Below are 16,002 nucleotides of genomic sequence, written 5' to 3'. Positions count from 1 at the left end.
AAGCTCAGGCCGTGTCTCGTGGTTCCCCCGGCGCGGTTCCGGGGTCCGCTGGTGTGATCAGTCTCTGCAGGCAGGGCCCGAACAGGGGGATCAGGCGCTCGGCGGGTGCCTCCGCGACTTTAGGGATCTTCAGTAGGTAGCGCGTGATTATCAGGCCGATTATCATGCTGGCGACGAGTCCGGATCTCAGCTCGGCGTCGTCGCCGATGATTATGTCGGCGAGCGGACTGGCTCCCTTGTCGATCATTGCGGCCCGCACCGCCTCGGCGGCCTGGTCGTGGGTGAGCATCGACCGCAGCATGGACACGGTCGCCTCCGGGGCGGACTCAAGCCGCTCCAGCAGCGTACAGAGCAGGCGTTCACCCAGATCGTCAATTGGCCCGGGTAGGGCGTCGTCGATGCCCAGTTCGATCTCGGCGGCGGCGATGAAGAGCGCCTCCTTCGATCCGAAGTGCTGCATGACCAGGGCTGGATCCACGTCCGCCCGGCCGGCGACAGCGCGGATCGTCGCGCCCTGATAGCCGCACTCGCCGAACACTGTGCGGGCTGCGGCGAGGATCGCGGCTCTCGTGCGGGCGCGACGTTCAGCCCGTCCGAGGTGCGGCGTGTCCGATATCACAGAAGGTGTCACTCCACGCACGTTGACTGACCTCCGAACTTCTTTCTATGGTCATTGAGTCTACGAGTGTTGAGTGTGTGCTCGAGATGATCGTGCTTGCGGTCACGTCGACACAGGCCGTTTCCCGGGCTCCGAGCGTCCCATCTGTCGATGACCGTCTTCGTCTGTCGTGGCAAGAGGGGAACCTGTGCCAACACTGGCCCGCTGGAGCTTCCAGCACCGCCGCCTTGTCCTGCTGCTCTGGCTTGCGGCTGTGCTGGGTGTCGGCGTGACCGGCGCCGCTGCCGGTACGGATTACAAGAACGTCTTCTCACTTCCGGGGACCGGTTCGCAGGAGGCGATGGATCTCCTTGCCCGTGAGTTCCCCGCGGCGTCGGGGGACAGCGCGTCGATCGTCCTGCATGCCCGTTCCGGGACACTGCGGGATCCACAGGTGCAGGCCACCGCCTCCCGGATGCTCGATTCTGTCGCGCGGCTGTCTCATGTCGTGGAGATCACCAGCCCCTACGGCCCCGATACGGTCGGTCGGTTCAGTACGGACGGCCGGACCGCGTTCGCTACCGTAGCGCTCGACAGGCAGGCGAACGAGATCCCCAGGGACGACATTGTCGCGATCGTCGACACGGCTCGGGCCGCGGACAGCGGTGCCCTGCAGGTGGAGCTGTCCGGCAACCCGATCAGCGTCGCGGAACAGGACCTCGGCAGTACCAGCGAGCTGGTGGGTATCGCCGCCGCCGCGGTGATCCTGTTCATTGCCTTCGGCACGCTGCTGGCCATGACTCTGCCGCTGATCACCGCGATCATCGCGCTGGGAGTCGGGCTTTCTCTCATCGGACTGCTCTCCCATGCAATGAACATCGCCGAATTCGGGCCGACCCTGGCCACGTTGATCGGCCTGGGCGTTGGCATCGACTACGCCCTGTTCATCGTCAACCGGCACCGGACCGCGCTGCGGGCCGGCAAGAGCCCGCTGGATGCGGCCGTCACGGCCGTCAACACCTCCGGTCGCGCGGTCATGTTCGCGGGTGTCACCGTGTGCATCGCCCTGCTCGGGATGCTCGCGCTGCGGGTGGACTTCCTGGTCGGGGTCGCCGTGGGCGCGGCGCTCGTGGTGGCTCTGACCATGGCCACCGCCGTCACCCTGCTGCCCGCGCTGTTCGGCTTTTTCGGGATGAAGGTGCTCAGCCGGAAGGAGCGGGCGAGGCTTGCGGCCGCGGGCGGGGAACCCGAGGTGGCCGCCGGGTTCTGGTGGAACTGGGCCCGCCGGATCGAGCGGCGTCCCGCACTGTCGGCCGTGATCGCGGCGGGACTGATCGTGGTCGTGGCCGTGCCCTTCTTCTCCCTGCGGCTCGGCTCCTCCGATCAGGGCAACGGACCGGAGTCCAAGACGTCCAGACGGGGGTATGACCTGCTCGCGGAAGGGTTCGGCGCCGGATTCAACGGTCCGTTCGTGCTCGCCGCTGAGATTGGCTCCCCGGCGGACCGCGGTGCCCTGTCGAGGCTGGTCGCAACGTTGCACGACACACCCGGAGTGGCGTCGGTGTCAGCGCCGCGGGAAAGTCCCAACGGACACGCCGCGACGGTGACGCTCTACCCGACCACCAGCCCGCAAGACGCTGAGACCTCCAAGCTGCTCGATCGGCTGCGGGATGAGGTCATACCAGCGTCGACCAGGGGCAGTTCGCTGGTCGTCCACGTCGGCGGCGTTACGGCGATCTTCGACGACTTCGCGCATGTGCTCGCGGACAAGCTGCCTCTGTTCGTCGCCGTGGTCATCGGCCTCGCCTGCCTGCTGCTGGTTGTGGTGTTCCGCAGCGTCGTCATCCCGCTGATGGCCTCGGTGATGAACCTGCTCGCGGTCGCCGCGTCCTTCGGGGTGCTCGTTGCGATCTTCCAGTGGGGATGGCTGTCCGACCTGTTCGACATCCAGCCCGGGCCGATCGAGCCGTTCCTACCGGTGATGATCTTTGCGATCCTCTTCGGACTGAGCATGGACTACGAGGTGTTCCTGGTCAGTCGGATGCACGAGGAGTGGCTCGTTCGCCGGGACAACCGGATCGCCGTCTCGCTGGGCCAGGCCGAGACCGGCCGTGTGATCAGTGCGGCTGGAGCGATCATGGCGTTGGTGTTCGGCTCCTTCATGCTCGGGGACGATCGTGTGATCAAGATGTTCGGTCTGGGCCTCGCGCTCGCGGTCGTGATCGACGCGTTCGTCATCCGGACCGTGCTGGTGCCCGCGCTGATGCACCTGTGCGGTAGGGCGAACTGGTGGCTGCCGGCCCGGCTCGACCGGGTGCTACCCAGGGTCTCGGTTGAACCCACGGACCAGAGCGAGGAGATACGCCACCCGCCCGTACCCCCCGGTGCCGACGTGCCGGCGCAAGCCGGTGCCGGCGGGCACAGCTGACAGGCGCATGCGGACAGGTGATTCTCGACCTCAGCACCGATGATCAGCCCGCGCCGCAGTGATTTTTTGCGTCGGCGGAGGGTTTACCGGCTAATAGGACGGTGCCCTACACTCTGGTCTCCTTCCACGCCCACCCGGACGACGAGGCGCTGCTCACCGGCGGAACCCTGGCGCGGGCCGCCGCGGAGGGCCATCGGGTGGTCCTTGTGGTCGCCACCACTGGCGGTGCCGGCCCGGCGTCGCGCGACGTGCTCGCCCGCGGCCCGTTGGCCGACCAGCGCAAGGCCGAGCTGGAGCGCTCCGCCCGGGTACTCGGATGCGCCCGGGTCGCGTGGCTGGGCTACGAGGATTCCGGGATGGCCGACGCGCGGTCCGGGGCGGACTCGGCGTTCGCCGAGGCCGACGTCGACGAGGCCGCGGCACGCCTGGCCGAGATCCTGCGCGAGGAGCGGGCCGACGTCCTCACCATCTACGACCCCGCCGGTGGATACGGTCATCCCGATCACGTGCAGGTGCACCACGTCGGGGTCCGTGCCGCCACGATCGCCGGCACTGGTGTCGTTCTGGAGGCGACGTTGGACCGCGGGGCGTTGCAACGGATGCTGCGGATCGTCTCGCGGTTACCCCGCGTCCCGGCGGGCTTCGATCCGGCGCGCGTCGCGGACCTTTACACCGCGCGCGAGACGCTGACCCACCGGGTCGACGTGCGCCGCCATGCGCGGGCGAAGCGGGCGGCTCTGGCCGCGCACGCCAGCCAGGCCAGCACCGACTCCGGCCTGCGCCTGCTCACGGTGCTCCTTCGGCTTCCCCGTCCGGTGTTCCGGTGGGCACTTGGCCGTGAGTGGTACGTCGAACACGGCCGGGCACCCGGGCAGCCGCTCCTCGACGACATCTTCGCAAGCCTCACCCGGTGAACCCGCACCCGCAGGCCGCGGTACCGGGCGTCCTCACACGCCGGGGCTGGCGGTGGGCCGATCCTGCACTGGGTGGGCCGATCCTACGATGGGTGGGCCGGTTGCCGGGGGGAGCCCGACCTTCGTCGGTGCCAGGACGGGGACGGTGGTCCCCCGCGGCGGGAAACGTCTTTCCGTCGTTGTTTCCCGAAAGTCCCGTCAAAGGTGTTGTCCGCGCAATTGCCGACGCTTTTCCCGCACGTCCGAGGATATATGTGACGGTGCTGTTGTCGAATTCAGCGTGACGTGCACCGCCCCCTTTACGAGATGGCGATTTGACACCGCGAAACACCGCTGAATCAATGCCTCCGTATAAGAAGGACGGGCGAGCCGCATGGCCCGCTCTACCCACTGTAGAACAGTGGGTACGCACCCTCGCCGACCGTCGGTCATTGAGGAGGTCCACGCACGTGGCCAAGCAGATTCAGCATCTGGACCGGGTGGCAATCCGGTTCGCCGGTGACTCCGGCGACGGAATGCAGCTCACCGGCGACCGTTTCGCCTCCGAGACCGCCATCCTGGGAAACGACCTGTCGACCCTGCCCAACTACCCCGCCGAGATCCGCGCCCCATCGGGCTCGTTGCACGGCGTGTCCAGCTTCCAGGTGCATTTCGCGGCCCATGACGTCCTCACCCCCGGTGACTCCCCGGACGTCCTGGTGGCGATGAACCCGGCTGCACTGCGCGCCAATCTCGCCGATCTGCCGCCGAATGCGGAGATCATTGTCAACACGGATGAGTTCACCACGCGTAACCTTGAGAAAGTTGGTTACACGAGCAATCCGCTGGAGAACGACTCGCTCGACGGGTACACGGTGCACCGGGTGCCGCTGACCACCGCGACCGTCGCCGCGCTCGCCGACATCGACGTCTCCAAGAAGGACGCCGAGCGGGCGAAGAACATGTTCGCTCTCGGGCTGCTGTCGTGGATGTACAGCCGGCCCACCGAAGGTACGGTCGAGTTCCTCAAGCAGAAGTTCGCCAAGAAGCCGCAGCTGGCCGCCGCGAACGTGGCCGCGTTCCAGGCCGGTTGGAACTACGGTGAGACCACCGAGGACTTCGCCGTCCGCTACGAGGTCAAGCCCGCGAAGCTGGTACCCGGCACCTACCGCAGCGTCAACGGCAACTCGGCGCTCGCCTACGGTCTGGTCGCGGCTGGTCTGCGCGCCCAGCTGCCGGTCTTCCTCGGTGCCTACCCGATCACCCCGGCATCGGAGATCCTGCACGACCTGTCGGGCTACAAGCGGTACGGCGTGACGACCTTCCAGGCCGAGGACGAGATCGCGGCGGTCGGTTCGGCGCTCGGTGCCTCCTACGGCGGCGCGCTCGGTGTCACCTCGACCTCCGGCCCGGGGCTGGCGCTCAAGACCGAGACCCTCGGCCTCGCGGTGATGCTGGAGCTACCGCTGGTGGTCGTGGACGTGCAGCGGGCCGGTCCGTCGACCGGTCTGCCGACCAAGACCGAGCAGTCCGACCTGAACATCGCCCTGTTCGGCCGGCACGGTGAGGCACCGCTCGCGGTGATCGCCGCCCGCTCCCCGGCGGACTGCTTCGACGCGGCGCTGGAGGCGGCGCGGATCGCGCTGACCTACCGGATGCCGGTCATCCTGCTCTCCGACGGATACCTGGCCAACGGTTCCGAACCGTGGCTGCTGCCGGACCCGGCCGACCTGCCCGACCTGCGGGTGGAGTTCGCGACCGAGCCCAACGGGCCGGACGGGACATTCCTGCCGTACCTGCACGACCCGCACACGCTCGCGCGTCCCTGGGCGGTGCCGGGCACACCGGGTCTGGAACACCGCGTCGGCGGGTTGGAGAAGGCCGACGGCACCGGCGCGGTGTCCTATGTGCCGGCCGACCACGACGTGATGATGCGGCTGCGCGCCGCCCGGGTCGAGGCGATCGAGGTGCCCGATCTGGAAGTCGAGGACCCATCCGGCGAGGCTCGGGTGCTGGTGCTCGGCTGGGGTTCCACCTATGGGCCGATCGGCGCGGCCTGCCGCGTGCTGCGGGAAGGCGGGGTGGCCATCGCCCAGGCACACCTGCGTCACATCGCGCCGATGCCGAAGAACGTCGGCGCGGTACTTGCCGGCTACGACCGCGTCGTCATCCCGGAGATGAACCTCGGCCAGCTCGCCCACGTGGTACGTGAGCGTTACCTGGTCGACGTCGTCTCCTACAACAAGGTCAACGGCCAGCCGTTCACCTCGGCCGAGCTGGAGACGGTCCTCGGAGAGGTCGTGCGTAATGCCTGAAGTGCCCGTCAAGCTCACCGCCAAGGACTTCCGGTCGGATCAGGAGGTCCGCTGGTGCCCGGGCTGCGGTGACTTCGCGATCCTGTCGGCGATCCAGTCGTTCATGCCGGAACTGGGCATTCCGCGCGAGAACGTCACGTTCGTCTCCGGGATCGGCTGTTCGTCGCGTTTCCCGTACTACCTCAACACCTACGGCATGCACTCGATCCACGGTCGGGCGCCGGCGATCGCGACGGGTCTGGCGGTCAGCCGGCCGGACCTGTCGGTGTGGGTGGTCACCGGTGACGGTGACGCCCTGTCGATCGGCGGCAACCATCTCATCCACGCGCTGCGCCGCAACGTCAACATCAAGATTCTGCTGTTCAACAACCGTATCTACGGGTTGACCAAAGGTCAGTGCTCGCCCACGTCGGAATTCGGCAAGGTCACCAAGTCGACGCCGGGCGGCTCCCGCGACACCCCGTTCAACCCGATCGCGCTGGCGCTCGGCGCCGAGGCGTCATTTGTGGCGCGCACCATCGACTCCGACCGCAAGCACCTGCAGTCGGTGCTGCGTGCGGCCGCCGCACACGAAGGCAGCGCGTTCATCGAGATCTACCAGAACTGCGCCATCTTCAACGACGGTGCGTTCGACGTGCTGAAGGACCCGGCCAGCCGCGACTCGGTGCTGGTCCGCCTTGAGCACGGCAAGCCGATCACGTTCGGTGGCTCGGGGGAGAAGTGTGTGGTGCGCGAGCCGCGTGGTTTCGGGCTTGAGGTCGCCGACACCGCCCACGTCCCCCGCAGTGAGGTCATCGTCCATGACGAGACGGTGGAGGGCCCGGCCTACGCCTTCACCCTGTCCCGGTTGTCCGACTCCGACCTGAGCAACACCCCGATCGGGGTGTTCCGTCGGGTGGGGCGGCCCACCTACGAGGCCATGGTGGCGGAGCAGAACACCTCGGCCCGGACGGGCAGCGCGAACGCGACGCCCGACGAGCGGCTGTCCGAGCTGCTGCACGCGGGCAACACCTGGACGATCAACTGATCCACCGATCAACTGATCCACCGGCATGGTGTGATTCCTGATTTCTGGCGTTCCCCGGTCGTCGGCGTCGTCACAACGCTCGCGGCCGGGGGACGCCTTTGTCGTTCTCCGCACCGTTGTCGCTCTCCGCACCGTTTTCTGCGGTGCGGGCATTCGTCCATGGCTTCCCGGGCCGTGTGAACAACGGGTCGGGTCGTTGGTCGGCACATGCGGGTACGTTCGTCCCGCCGGCGGCGGTCGGCCGTATTTGGGCATGGCTTGGGGTTGTAAAACAATGAGCGGGAGACAACATGTCGTATTGCACCGTGGGCAGGGTGCCGGCCGGCGGCGCACCATTCGGCGCCAGCCGTTCGCGCCGTTGGTCCCAGGGTCTTTCGGACACCCGGCCCGAGCTCCTTCAGCTATTCGTCCCAGAATCGCGGATGCGGCCGAAACGTTACTGGGAAGATACGGCGCTTAAAGAGCACGAAACAACAGTGGACGACATTCCTAATCGCGGCGCTTCAACGGCGAGGCCCGCGGAAGTCGCCACCGGTCGCGACAGCCGATCGCAGGCGGGCACATCTCGCCACCTTCCTTTTCAACCGACGGAGGGCAACTGTGGGGCACGACATCGTGATCGGGTTCTGTGACACCACCTTGCGTGACGGTGAGCAGGCCCCGGGAGTTGCCTTCACGGCGCAGGAGAAACTGCTCATCGCCACCGCGCTCGACCAGGCGGGGGTGGCGCAGATCGAGGCGGGCGTGCCGGCCATGGGTCCATCCGAGCGCGAGGTGCTGGCTCGCATCGCCGGCGCCGGGCTCCGGGCGGAGATCGTCGCCTGGTGTCGCGCCATGCGGTCAGACATCGACGCGGCGGTCGCCTCCGGCGTCGGTCGGGTGCACCTGAGTATTCCCGTGTCCGACCTGCATCTGACCCACAAGCTCGGTCGGGACCGGGCGTGGGCGCGCAGCCGCATCCGCGACTGCGTCGCCGACGCCCTCGATCGGGGGCAAGCCGTCGGGGTCGGGTTCGAGGACGCCTCACGGGCGGACGACAGCTTCGTCATCGAGCTCGCCGACGAACTGGTCCGCGATGGTGTCGACCGCCTGCGATGGGCCGACACCGTCGGGGTCCTCGAGCCCTTCAGCGCCTGTGCCCGGATGTCTCGACTGGTGGGCGCGGTGCCCGCCAACTGGGAGATCCACGCCCACGACGACTTCGGACTCGCCACCGCCAACACTCTCGCGGCGGTTCGGGCCGGCTTCGGGTTTGTCAGCACCACCGTCGCGGGGCTCGGCGAACGTGCCGGCAACGCGCCGCTGGAGGAAGTGGCGATGGCGCTTCGCCACCTGCTGGGAATCAGGGTCGACCTTGACACCACGTCCTTCCGGGCGCTGGCCGGCCTGGTCTCGCGCGCGGCACGCCGTCCGGTGCCGTGCGGGAAGGCCATCGTCGGTGAGTCCGCGTTCATCCACGAGTCCGGCATCCACGTGGATGGCGTGCTCAAAGCGCCCAGCATCTACGAACCCTTCGACCCCGCGGAGGTCGGTGCGCACCGCCGCCTGGTCGTGGGCAAGCACGCGGGGCGGGCGTCACTGCGGTACGCCCTGCGCAAGCACGGAATCGATGCAGACGAAAGCGTTCTCGGACCTGTTCTGGAAGGTCTGCGATCACAGGTCTGCATGCTCAAGCGACCGCTGCGCTCGGACGAGGTCCGTGATCTCTACGAGCGGTTCCAGGTTTCGGCTACCTGCACCAGCACGGCTACCTGAACCAGCACGGCTACCTGAACCAACTCCGGCTTTCCCACAGTGACGCACGCTCGGGCGTGCGGTGAAGGAGCACACACCGATGAGGCAGATCGCCTTTTACGGCAAGGGTGGTATTGGTAAGTCCACCACTCAGCAGAACACGATGGCGGCGCTGGCCACCCGCGGCAACCGCATCATGATCGTTGGCTGCGACCCGAAGGCGGACTCGACCCGTCTGATCCTGCACTCGAAGGCCCAGACCTCGGTTCTGGCCCTGGCCGCGGAGAGGGGCTCGGTCGAGGACCTCGAGCTCGAGGATGTGCTGCTGGCCGGCGAGTTCAACATCCGCTGCGTCGAGTCCGGTGGTCCGGAGCCGGGTGTCGGGTGCGCGGGTCGTGGTGTCATCACCGCGATCACCTTCCTCGAGGAGAACGGCGCCTACGAGGACCTCGACTTCGTCTGCTACGACGTCCTGGGTGACGTCGTGTGCGGTGGCTTCGCGATGCCGATCCGCCAGGGCAAGGCCCAGGAGATCTACATCGTGACCTCCGGTGAGATGATGGCGATGTACGCGGCGAACAACATCGCCCGAGGCATCCTCAAGTACGCGCACTCCGGTGGCGTGCGTCTGGGTGGGCTGATCTGTAACAGCCGTAAGACCGACCGCGAGGACGAGCTCATCATGGAGCTCGCGCGGCGCCTGAACACCCAGATGATCCACTTTGTCCCCCGCGACAACATCGTCCAGCACGCCGAGCTGCGCCGGATGACGGTTCTGGAGTACGCGCCTGAGTCCAACCAGGCCAATGAGTACAAGGAACTCGCGCGCAAGATCGAAGAGAACGACATGAAGACCATCCCGACTCCGATCACCATGGACGAACTCGAGGAGCTTCTGATCGACTTCGGGATCATGGAGCAGGAGGACGAGTCGGTTATCGGCCAGAAGGCCACCGCGGTCGCGTGACCGGGCGTACCTCCTCATCAGAAAGGTCTGTCGTGACTCCTCCTGTGACTCCTCCCGCGACTCCAGCCGCGACTCCCGCCGTGACCCCGCCCGTCGACACCCAGGCGATGATCGATGACGTCCTCGCCGGGTACCCGGCGAAGGCCGCGAAGTTCCGGGCCAAGCACGTCAAGCCCAACGACCCGACCGGGTCGAAGGAGTGCGAGGTCAAGTCCAACATCAAGTCGCGCCCCGGTGTGATGACGGTCCGTGGCTGCGCCTACGCCGGTTCCAAGGGGGTGGTGTGGGGCCCGATCAAGGACATGGTCCACATCAGCCACGGGCCGGTCGGTTGCGGCCAGTACTCCTGGGCGTCCCGGCGTAACTACTCGCACGGTACCCGCGGCGTCGACAACTTCGTCACGTTCCAGTTCACCAGCGACTTCCAGGAACGCGACATCGTGTTCGGCGGTGACAAGAAGCTCGCCGTGATCTGCAAGGAGATCGCTGAGCTGTTCCCGCTGGCCAAGGGCATCTCCATCCAGTCCGAGTGCCCGATCGGTCTGATCGGTGACGACATCGACGCGGTCGCCCGCGAGGCGTCGAAGGAACTGGACATGCCGGTCGTCCCGGTGAAGTGCGAGGGGTTCCGCGGTGTCAGCCAGTCGCTGGGCCACCACATCGCCAACGACGCGATCCGCGACATCGTGCTCGGCACCCGGGACACCACCAAGCAGACCGCGTACGACGTCGCCCTGATCGGTGACTACAACATCGGTGGTGACGCCTGGGCGTCGCGCCGCATCCTGGAGGACATGGGCCTGCGGGTGGTGGCCCAGTGGTCCGGTGACGGCACGCTCAACGAGCTGTCCACCAGCCACCTCGCCAAGCTGAACCTGATCCACTGCTACCGGTCCATGAACTACATCTGCACCACGATGGAGGAGCGCTTCGGCACTCCGTGGACCGAGTTCAACTTCTTCGGCCCGACCAAGATCGTTGAGTCGATGCGGAAGATCGCTTCGTTCTTCGACGACACGATCAAGGAGAAGACAGAGGCTGCGATCGCCAGCTACCAGCCCCTGTTCGACCTGGTACGCAACGAGTACCGGCCGCGGCTGGAGGGCAAGCGGGTGATGCTGCTCGTCGGTGGCCTGCGCCCGCGGCACACCATCGGCGCCTACGAGGATCTCGGCATGGAGATCATCGGTACCGGCTACGAGTTCGCCCACAAGGACGACTACAGCCGCACCAACCCCGAGCTCGGCGAGGGCGTCGTGATCTACGACGACCCGAGCGCCTACGAGCTCGAGGAGTTCGCCCGCCGGCTCAAGCCCGACCTGATGGGTGCCGGAGTGAAGGAGAAGTACGTCTTCCACAAGATGGGCCTTCCCTTCCGCCAGATGCACTCCTGGGACTACTCCGGCCCCTACCACGGTGTGGACGGCTTCGCCGTGTTCGCCCGCGACATGGACATCGCCATCAACAGCCCGACCTGGACCCTGTTCCAGGCGCCCTGGTCCACGGCCGCATAGCACGGCGCCGGACTGGTGAACCGGACGGCCCGGGAGCCGTTTTCTGATCGGCTCCCGGGCCGCCGGCCGGTTCGCTGCGCAGCAGACACCGCAGCACCGCCGCCAGGACCGACCGCAGCGCAGACCGATTCTTCTTCCCATCGACCAAATAAGAGGGCGTTCGCATGCCAGACAATCCCGTACCTCTTCGTGTGCTGGACCACAATGAGCTGTTCAAGGCCCCGCACTTCCAGGAGCAGTTCGACCGCAAGCGTGAGTTCGAGGAGCCCGCAGACCCCGCCGAGATCGCCCGGATCACGGACTGGACCCGGTCCTGGGAATATCGGGAGAAGAACTTCGCCCGGGAGGCGCTCACCATCGACCCGGGCAAGGCATGCCAGCCACTCGGCGCCCTGCTCGCGGCCATCGGGTTCGCCGGCACGCTCCCGCTCGTCCACGGTTCGCAGGGCTGCGTGGCCTACTTCCGCAGCTACTTCGCCCGGCACTTCAAGGAGCCGTTCCCGGCTGTGTCATCCTCGATGACCGAGGACGCGGCCGTCTTCGGCGGCCTCAGCAACCTCATCGAGGCGCTGGAGAACGCCACCACGCTCTACAAGCCGGACATGGTCGCGGTCTCCACCACCTGCATGGCCGAGGTCATCGGCGACGACCTGCAGAACTTCATCGGTACGGCCCGGGAGAAGGGCGCCATCCCGGCGGACTTCCCGGTACCGTACGCGCACACCCCGAGCTTTGTCGGCTCCCACCTCACCGGCTACGACAACATGATGAAGGGCATTCTTTCCTACCTGAACAAGGGAAAGAAGGCGAAGAAGTCCAACGGCACGCTGAACGTGGTGCCGGGCTTCGAGACCTACACCGGCAACCTGCGTGAGATCAAGCGGTTGCTCACCCTGCTGGGCGTCAAGCACGTCCTGCTCGGCGACCACACCGACGCACTGGACTCGCCGGCCACCGGTGACTACGAGCTGTACCCGGGTGGCACGCCGCTGAAGGTCGCCGCCGATGCGATCAATGCCAAGGCGACCCTGTTCCTGCAGGAGAGCGCCACCCGCAAGACCGCGGAGCTGGTGAGCACCGAGTGGGGGCAGGCGACCGCCACGGTGCCGCTGCCGATCGGCGTGGGCAACACCGACCGCTTCGTGACCGAAGTAGCTGCCCTCACCGGGATCACGGTTCCCCCCGCCGTCACCGCCGAGCGCGGCCGGCTGGTCGACGCGATGACCGACTCGCACGCCTACCTGCACGGCAAGCGCGTGGCGCTCATGGGCGACCCCGATCTCGTCGTGGGGCTGCTCGGCTTCCTGCTGGAGCTCGGCGTCGTGCCGGTGCACGTGGTGTCCACCAACGGTGACGAGCCATTCAAGAAGCGTGCCGAGGCCGTCCTGGCCGCGAGCCCCTATGGTCACCACGCCACCGTCTGGACGGGCAAGGACCAGTGGCACCTGCGGTCGCTGCTGTTCACCGAGCCGGTCGACCTGCTGGTCGGGAACTCGTACCTGAAGTTCCTGTCCCGGGAGGCGAACCTGCCGCTGGTGCGGGTCGGCTTCCCCATCCCGGACCGTCACCACCTGCACCGGTTCCCGATCGTCGGCTACGAGGGCGGGATCACCCTGCTCGCCCAGTTCGTCAACACCGTGCTCGACGAGCTCGACCGCAACGCCCCAGACCACAGCTTCGACGTCATTCGCTGAGGTGGAGATGGCTGCCCTGACCCGCGGCACGCTCGCGACAGTCCCGCTGTTCGACGAGCCGGCATGCGATCACAACCGCACCAAGGACCTCGCGACGCGAAAGGCGGGATGCCCGAAACCCAAGCCGGGCGGTACCGCCGGCGGCTGCGCGTTCGACGGTGCGATGATCACGTTGGTGCCCATCGCCGACGTCGCCCACGTGGTGCACGGGCCGATCGGATGTGCCGGCAACTCGTGGGACGGTCGGGGCAGCCTCTCTTCCGGTCCGACGCTGTACCGGCGCGGCTTCGCCACCGACGTCGGTGAACAGGAGGTGGTGTTCGGCGGGGAACAGCGCCTCTACGACACCGTCGTCGAGGCCGCCCGACGCCACCGTCCAGCCGCGGTCTTCGTGTACTCCACCTGCGTCACGGCGATGATCGGCGACGACATCGACGCGGTGTGCGCGGCGGCGGCGACCGTGACCGGGGTACCCGTCGTCCCGGTGCACGCGCCCGGCTTCGCCGGCAGCAAGAACTTCGGCAACCGCCTCGCCGGTGCGGCCCTGCTGGAACACGTGATCGGCACGGTCGAACCGGCGTTCACCACCCCCTACGATGTCAACCTGATCGGCGAGTACAACATCGCCGGCGAGTTGTGGGATGTCACCCCGGTGCTGGCCACACTCGGTATCCGGGTGCTGGCGAGCATCAGCGGGGATGCCCGCTACGCCGAGGTCGCCGCCGCTCATCGGGCCCGGGCGACGATGGTCGTCTGCTCGCGCGCACTGCTGTCGCTGGCCCGCGGGCTGGAAGACCGCTACGGCATCCCGTGGTTCGAAGGCAGCTTCTACGGCCTGCGGGCGATGGCTGACACGCTGCGTGGGTTCGCCGGCCTCCTCGGTGATGATGAGCTCGTCTGGCGCGCCAACGAGCTCATCGCCGCGCAGGAGGCCGGCGTCGCAGCGGCACTCGCCCCCTACCGGGAGCGCCTGGCCGGGGCCCGCGCAGTGCTCTACACCGGCGGCGTCAAGAGCTGGTCACTCGTCTCGGCACTGCAGGACCTCGGGGTGGAGGTCGTTGCCTCCGGAGCGACGAAGAGCACCGACGACGATGTCGACAAGATCACAGCGTTGCTCGGCCCGGACGGTCATGTGATCAAAGACGGGAACCCGACCGAGCTGCTGCGCATCGTTCGCGAGACCCAGGCCGACATCCTCATCGCGGGTGGGCGTAACCAGTACACCGCGCTCAAGGGCAGGCTGCCGTTCCTCGACGTCAACCAGGAACGCCAGCACGCCTTCGCCGGCTACGCCGGAATGGTCGAGCTGGCTCGCCGTCTCGACCTGGCGCTGTCCAGCCCGATCTGGGAGCAGGTTCGCGCGCCGGCCCCGTGGGACCGGCCCGCCGCCCCTGAGAACACCGAGAACGCCGAGAACGCCGAGAACGGGGCCTCCTGATGGCACGCGTGGTGCCCGGCGCCACCGGCGCGGCGTTCGATCCGCTCAAGCACAGCCAGCCCCTCGGTGGCGCCCTGGTCTTTTTGGGCCTGGCCCGCTCGATACCGCTGCTGCACGGCGCCCAGGGCTGCACGGCCTTTGCCAAGGCCCTGCTGACACGGCACTTCCGCGAGCCGATTCCGCTGCAGACCACGGCGGTCACCGAGGTCAGCGCCGTGCTCGGTGCGTCCGACTCGGTCATCGCCGCGTTGGACACGATCAGTGAGCGTAACCACCCGGATGTGATCGGGGTGCTGACCACCGGCATGACCGAGGTCAACGGCGAGGACCTGCTCGGTGTCCTGCGGACCTCGCCGTACGGGCCGGCGGTGCCAGCCGGGCCGGCCGCCGGGCACCCCCTGGTCGTCCCGGTGTCCACGCCGGACTTCCGCGGCGGGCTGTCCGATGGCTGGTCGGCCGCGCTGGAGGCCCTGGTCGGTGCCGTCCCCGGCGCCGGAACGGCACCGACCAGGCATCGGCAGGTGGCGGTGCTGGTCGGCCCGTCGTTGTCCGCCGTCGACCTCGACGAGATCGCCGGGCTGGTGCGGGCGTTCGGGCTCGACCCCGTGCTCGTCCCGGACCTGTCCGGCTCCCTGGACGGCCATCTCGACGAGGCCTGGTCGCCGCTGACCACGGGTGGGACGAGCAGGTCGGACCTGTTCGGGCTCACCGCCTCGGGCGCGGTGACGGTGATCGGCGCGACCGCCGCCGGCGCGGGTGCGGCGCTGGCCGCCCGCGCCGGCGGCCGTGCAGCCCTGACCGTGCACGATCATCTCAGCGGGTTGGAGATGGTCGACCGGCTGGTGCGCATCCTGATGGATCACAGCGGCGTGCCCGCGCCCGAGCCGGTCCGCCGGTGGCGGCGTCGGCTCGCCGACGGCCTGCTCGACAGCCATTTCGTTCTCGGTGGCGCGCGGATCGCGCTGGCCGGTGAGCCCGAGCAGCTCGTCGCGGTGGGCTCGCTCCTCTACGACGCCGGCGCTGAGATCGTCGCGGCGGTGTCCCCGACCGACGCCCCGGTGCTCGGCCGGGCGCCATGGGACGAGGTGGTCGTCGGCGACTTCCTCGATCTCGCCGAGCGGGCCGCCGCCGCCGGTGCCGAGCTTGTCGTGGCATCCAGTCACGGACGCGAGGTGGCCGACCGGATCGGCGCGGCACACCTGGCCCTGGGTTTCCCCGTGTACGACCGTCTCGGCGCGCAGCTGCGGGCCACCGCGGGTTACCGCGGCAGTCTCCAGTTGCTCGTCGACACGGCCAACTGCCTTCTTGATCATCGCTCCGGCCGGCGTCCCGAGCCGGGGCGTGAACCTTCTGCGACCCGGTCCAGCAGGCGTTATGAGGATATGAGGAGTTGA

At 67.8% G+C, this 16,002-nt stretch carries 11 protein-coding genes; 10 read left to right on the top strand and 1 reads right to left on the bottom strand.

Annotated features, from left to right (window positions below; translation table 11 throughout):
* Positions 1 to 4: 4 nt before the first annotated feature.
* Positions 5 to 619, bottom strand: coding sequence for a TetR family transcriptional regulator (locus U9979_RS14905; RefSeq protein ID WP_322779847.1), 615 nt, complete (start codon positions 617 to 619; stop codon positions 5 to 7).
* 187 nt (positions 620 to 806) lie between these two features.
* On the opposite strand from U9979_RS14905, the gene U9979_RS14900 reads away from it, so the two are divergent.
* From U9979_RS14900 to nifN, 10 genes are all read left to right on the top strand, one after another.
* A complete protein-coding gene (locus tag U9979_RS14900; protein WP_322779846.1) occupies positions 807 to 3,026 on the top strand; it encodes an MMPL family transporter in 2,220 nt (739 codons plus the stop codon).
* Between the two features lie 101 nt (positions 3,027 to 3,127).
* Positions 3,128 to 3,940 (top strand): PIG-L family deacetylase, encoded by an 813-nt coding sequence (locus tag U9979_RS14895; RefSeq protein ID WP_322779845.1) that lies wholly within the window; start codon positions 3,128 to 3,130, stop codon positions 3,938 to 3,940.
* Positions 3,941 to 4,455: 515 nt separating this feature from the next.
* Positions 4,456 to 6,234 carry a 2-oxoacid:acceptor oxidoreductase subunit alpha gene (locus U9979_RS14890; protein ID WP_416220224.1) on the top strand — a complete coding sequence of 593 codons (1,779 nt, stop codon included), beginning with the start codon at positions 4,456 to 4,458 and terminating at the stop codon, positions 6,232 to 6,234.
* The gene (locus tag U9979_RS14885) at positions 6,227 to 7,261 is read left to right on the top strand and encodes a 2-oxoacid:ferredoxin oxidoreductase subunit beta (RefSeq protein ID WP_322779843.1); all 1,035 of its coding nucleotides are present in this window, start codon (positions 6,227 to 6,229) and stop codon (positions 7,259 to 7,261) included. Before U9979_RS14890 ends, U9979_RS14885 begins: the two co-directional genes overlap by 8 nt.
* A gap of 600 nt (positions 7,262 to 7,861) precedes the next feature.
* Entirely contained in the window at positions 7,862 to 9,016 is a 1,155-nt protein-coding gene (gene nifV, locus U9979_RS14880; protein ID WP_322747342.1) for a homocitrate synthase, read from the top strand.
* 79 nt (positions 9,017 to 9,095) lie between these two features.
* Entirely contained in the window at positions 9,096 to 9,962 is an 867-nt protein-coding gene (gene nifH, locus U9979_RS14875) for a nitrogenase iron protein (protein WP_322747341.1), read from the top strand.
* Positions 9,963 to 10,069: 107 nt separating this feature from the next.
* Complete coding sequence (gene nifD / locus U9979_RS14870) at positions 10,070 to 11,476, top strand: nitrogenase molybdenum-iron protein alpha chain (protein WP_322779849.1); 1,407 nt, start codon at positions 10,070 to 10,072, stop codon at positions 11,474 to 11,476.
* 164 nt (positions 11,477 to 11,640) lie between these two features.
* Positions 11,641 to 13,170, top strand: a complete 1,530-nt coding sequence (nifK, locus tag U9979_RS14865) for a nitrogenase molybdenum-iron protein subunit beta (protein ID WP_322747340.1) — start codon at positions 11,641 to 11,643, stop codon at positions 13,168 to 13,170.
* A gap of 7 nt (positions 13,171 to 13,177) precedes the next feature.
* Positions 13,178 to 14,608 (top strand): nitrogenase iron-molybdenum cofactor biosynthesis protein NifE, encoded by a 1,431-nt coding sequence (gene nifE / locus U9979_RS14860; protein ID WP_322779842.1) that lies wholly within the window; start codon positions 13,178 to 13,180, stop codon positions 14,606 to 14,608.
* Positions 14,608 to 16,002 carry a nitrogenase iron-molybdenum cofactor biosynthesis protein NifN gene (gene nifN / locus U9979_RS14855; protein ID WP_322747338.1) on the top strand — a complete coding sequence of 465 codons (1,395 nt, stop codon included), beginning with the start codon at positions 14,608 to 14,610 and terminating at the stop codon, positions 16,000 to 16,002. Before nifE ends, nifN begins: the two co-directional genes overlap by 1 nt.

The organism is Protofrankia sp. Cas4, assembly GCF_963555915.1.
Classification (GTDB): Bacteria; Actinomycetota; Actinomycetes; order Frankiales; family Frankiaceae; genus Protofrankia.
Note: the sequence above shows the minus strand (reverse complement) of the source record. Positions and strands in the feature narration are given on the sequence as shown.

Excerpts from the sequence above, each read along its gene's own strand:
- nifN (WP_322747338.1), top strand. The coding sequence starts at position 14,608 with ATGGCACGCGTGGTGCCCGGCGCCACCGGCGCGGCGTTCGATCCGCTC.
- nifE (WP_322779842.1), top strand. The coding sequence starts at position 13,178 with ATGGCTGCCCTGACCCGCGGCACGCTCGCGACAGTCCCGCTGTTCGAC.
- nifD (WP_322779849.1), top strand. The coding sequence starts at position 10,070 with ATGATCGATGACGTCCTCGCCGGGTACCCGGCGAAGGCCGCGAAGTTC.
- nifH (WP_322747341.1), top strand. The coding sequence starts at position 9,096 with ATGAGGCAGATCGCCTTTTACGGCAAGGGTGGTATTGGTAAGTCCACC.
- nifK (WP_322747340.1), top strand. The coding sequence starts at position 11,641 with ATGCCAGACAATCCCGTACCTCTTCGTGTGCTGGACCACAATGAGCTG.
- U9979_RS14885 (WP_322779843.1), top strand. The coding sequence starts at position 6,227 with ATGCCTGAAGTGCCCGTCAAGCTCACCGCCAAGGACTTCCGGTCGGAT.
- U9979_RS14890 (WP_416220224.1), top strand. The coding sequence starts at position 4,456 with ATGCAGCTCACCGGCGACCGTTTCGCCTCCGAGACCGCCATCCTGGGA.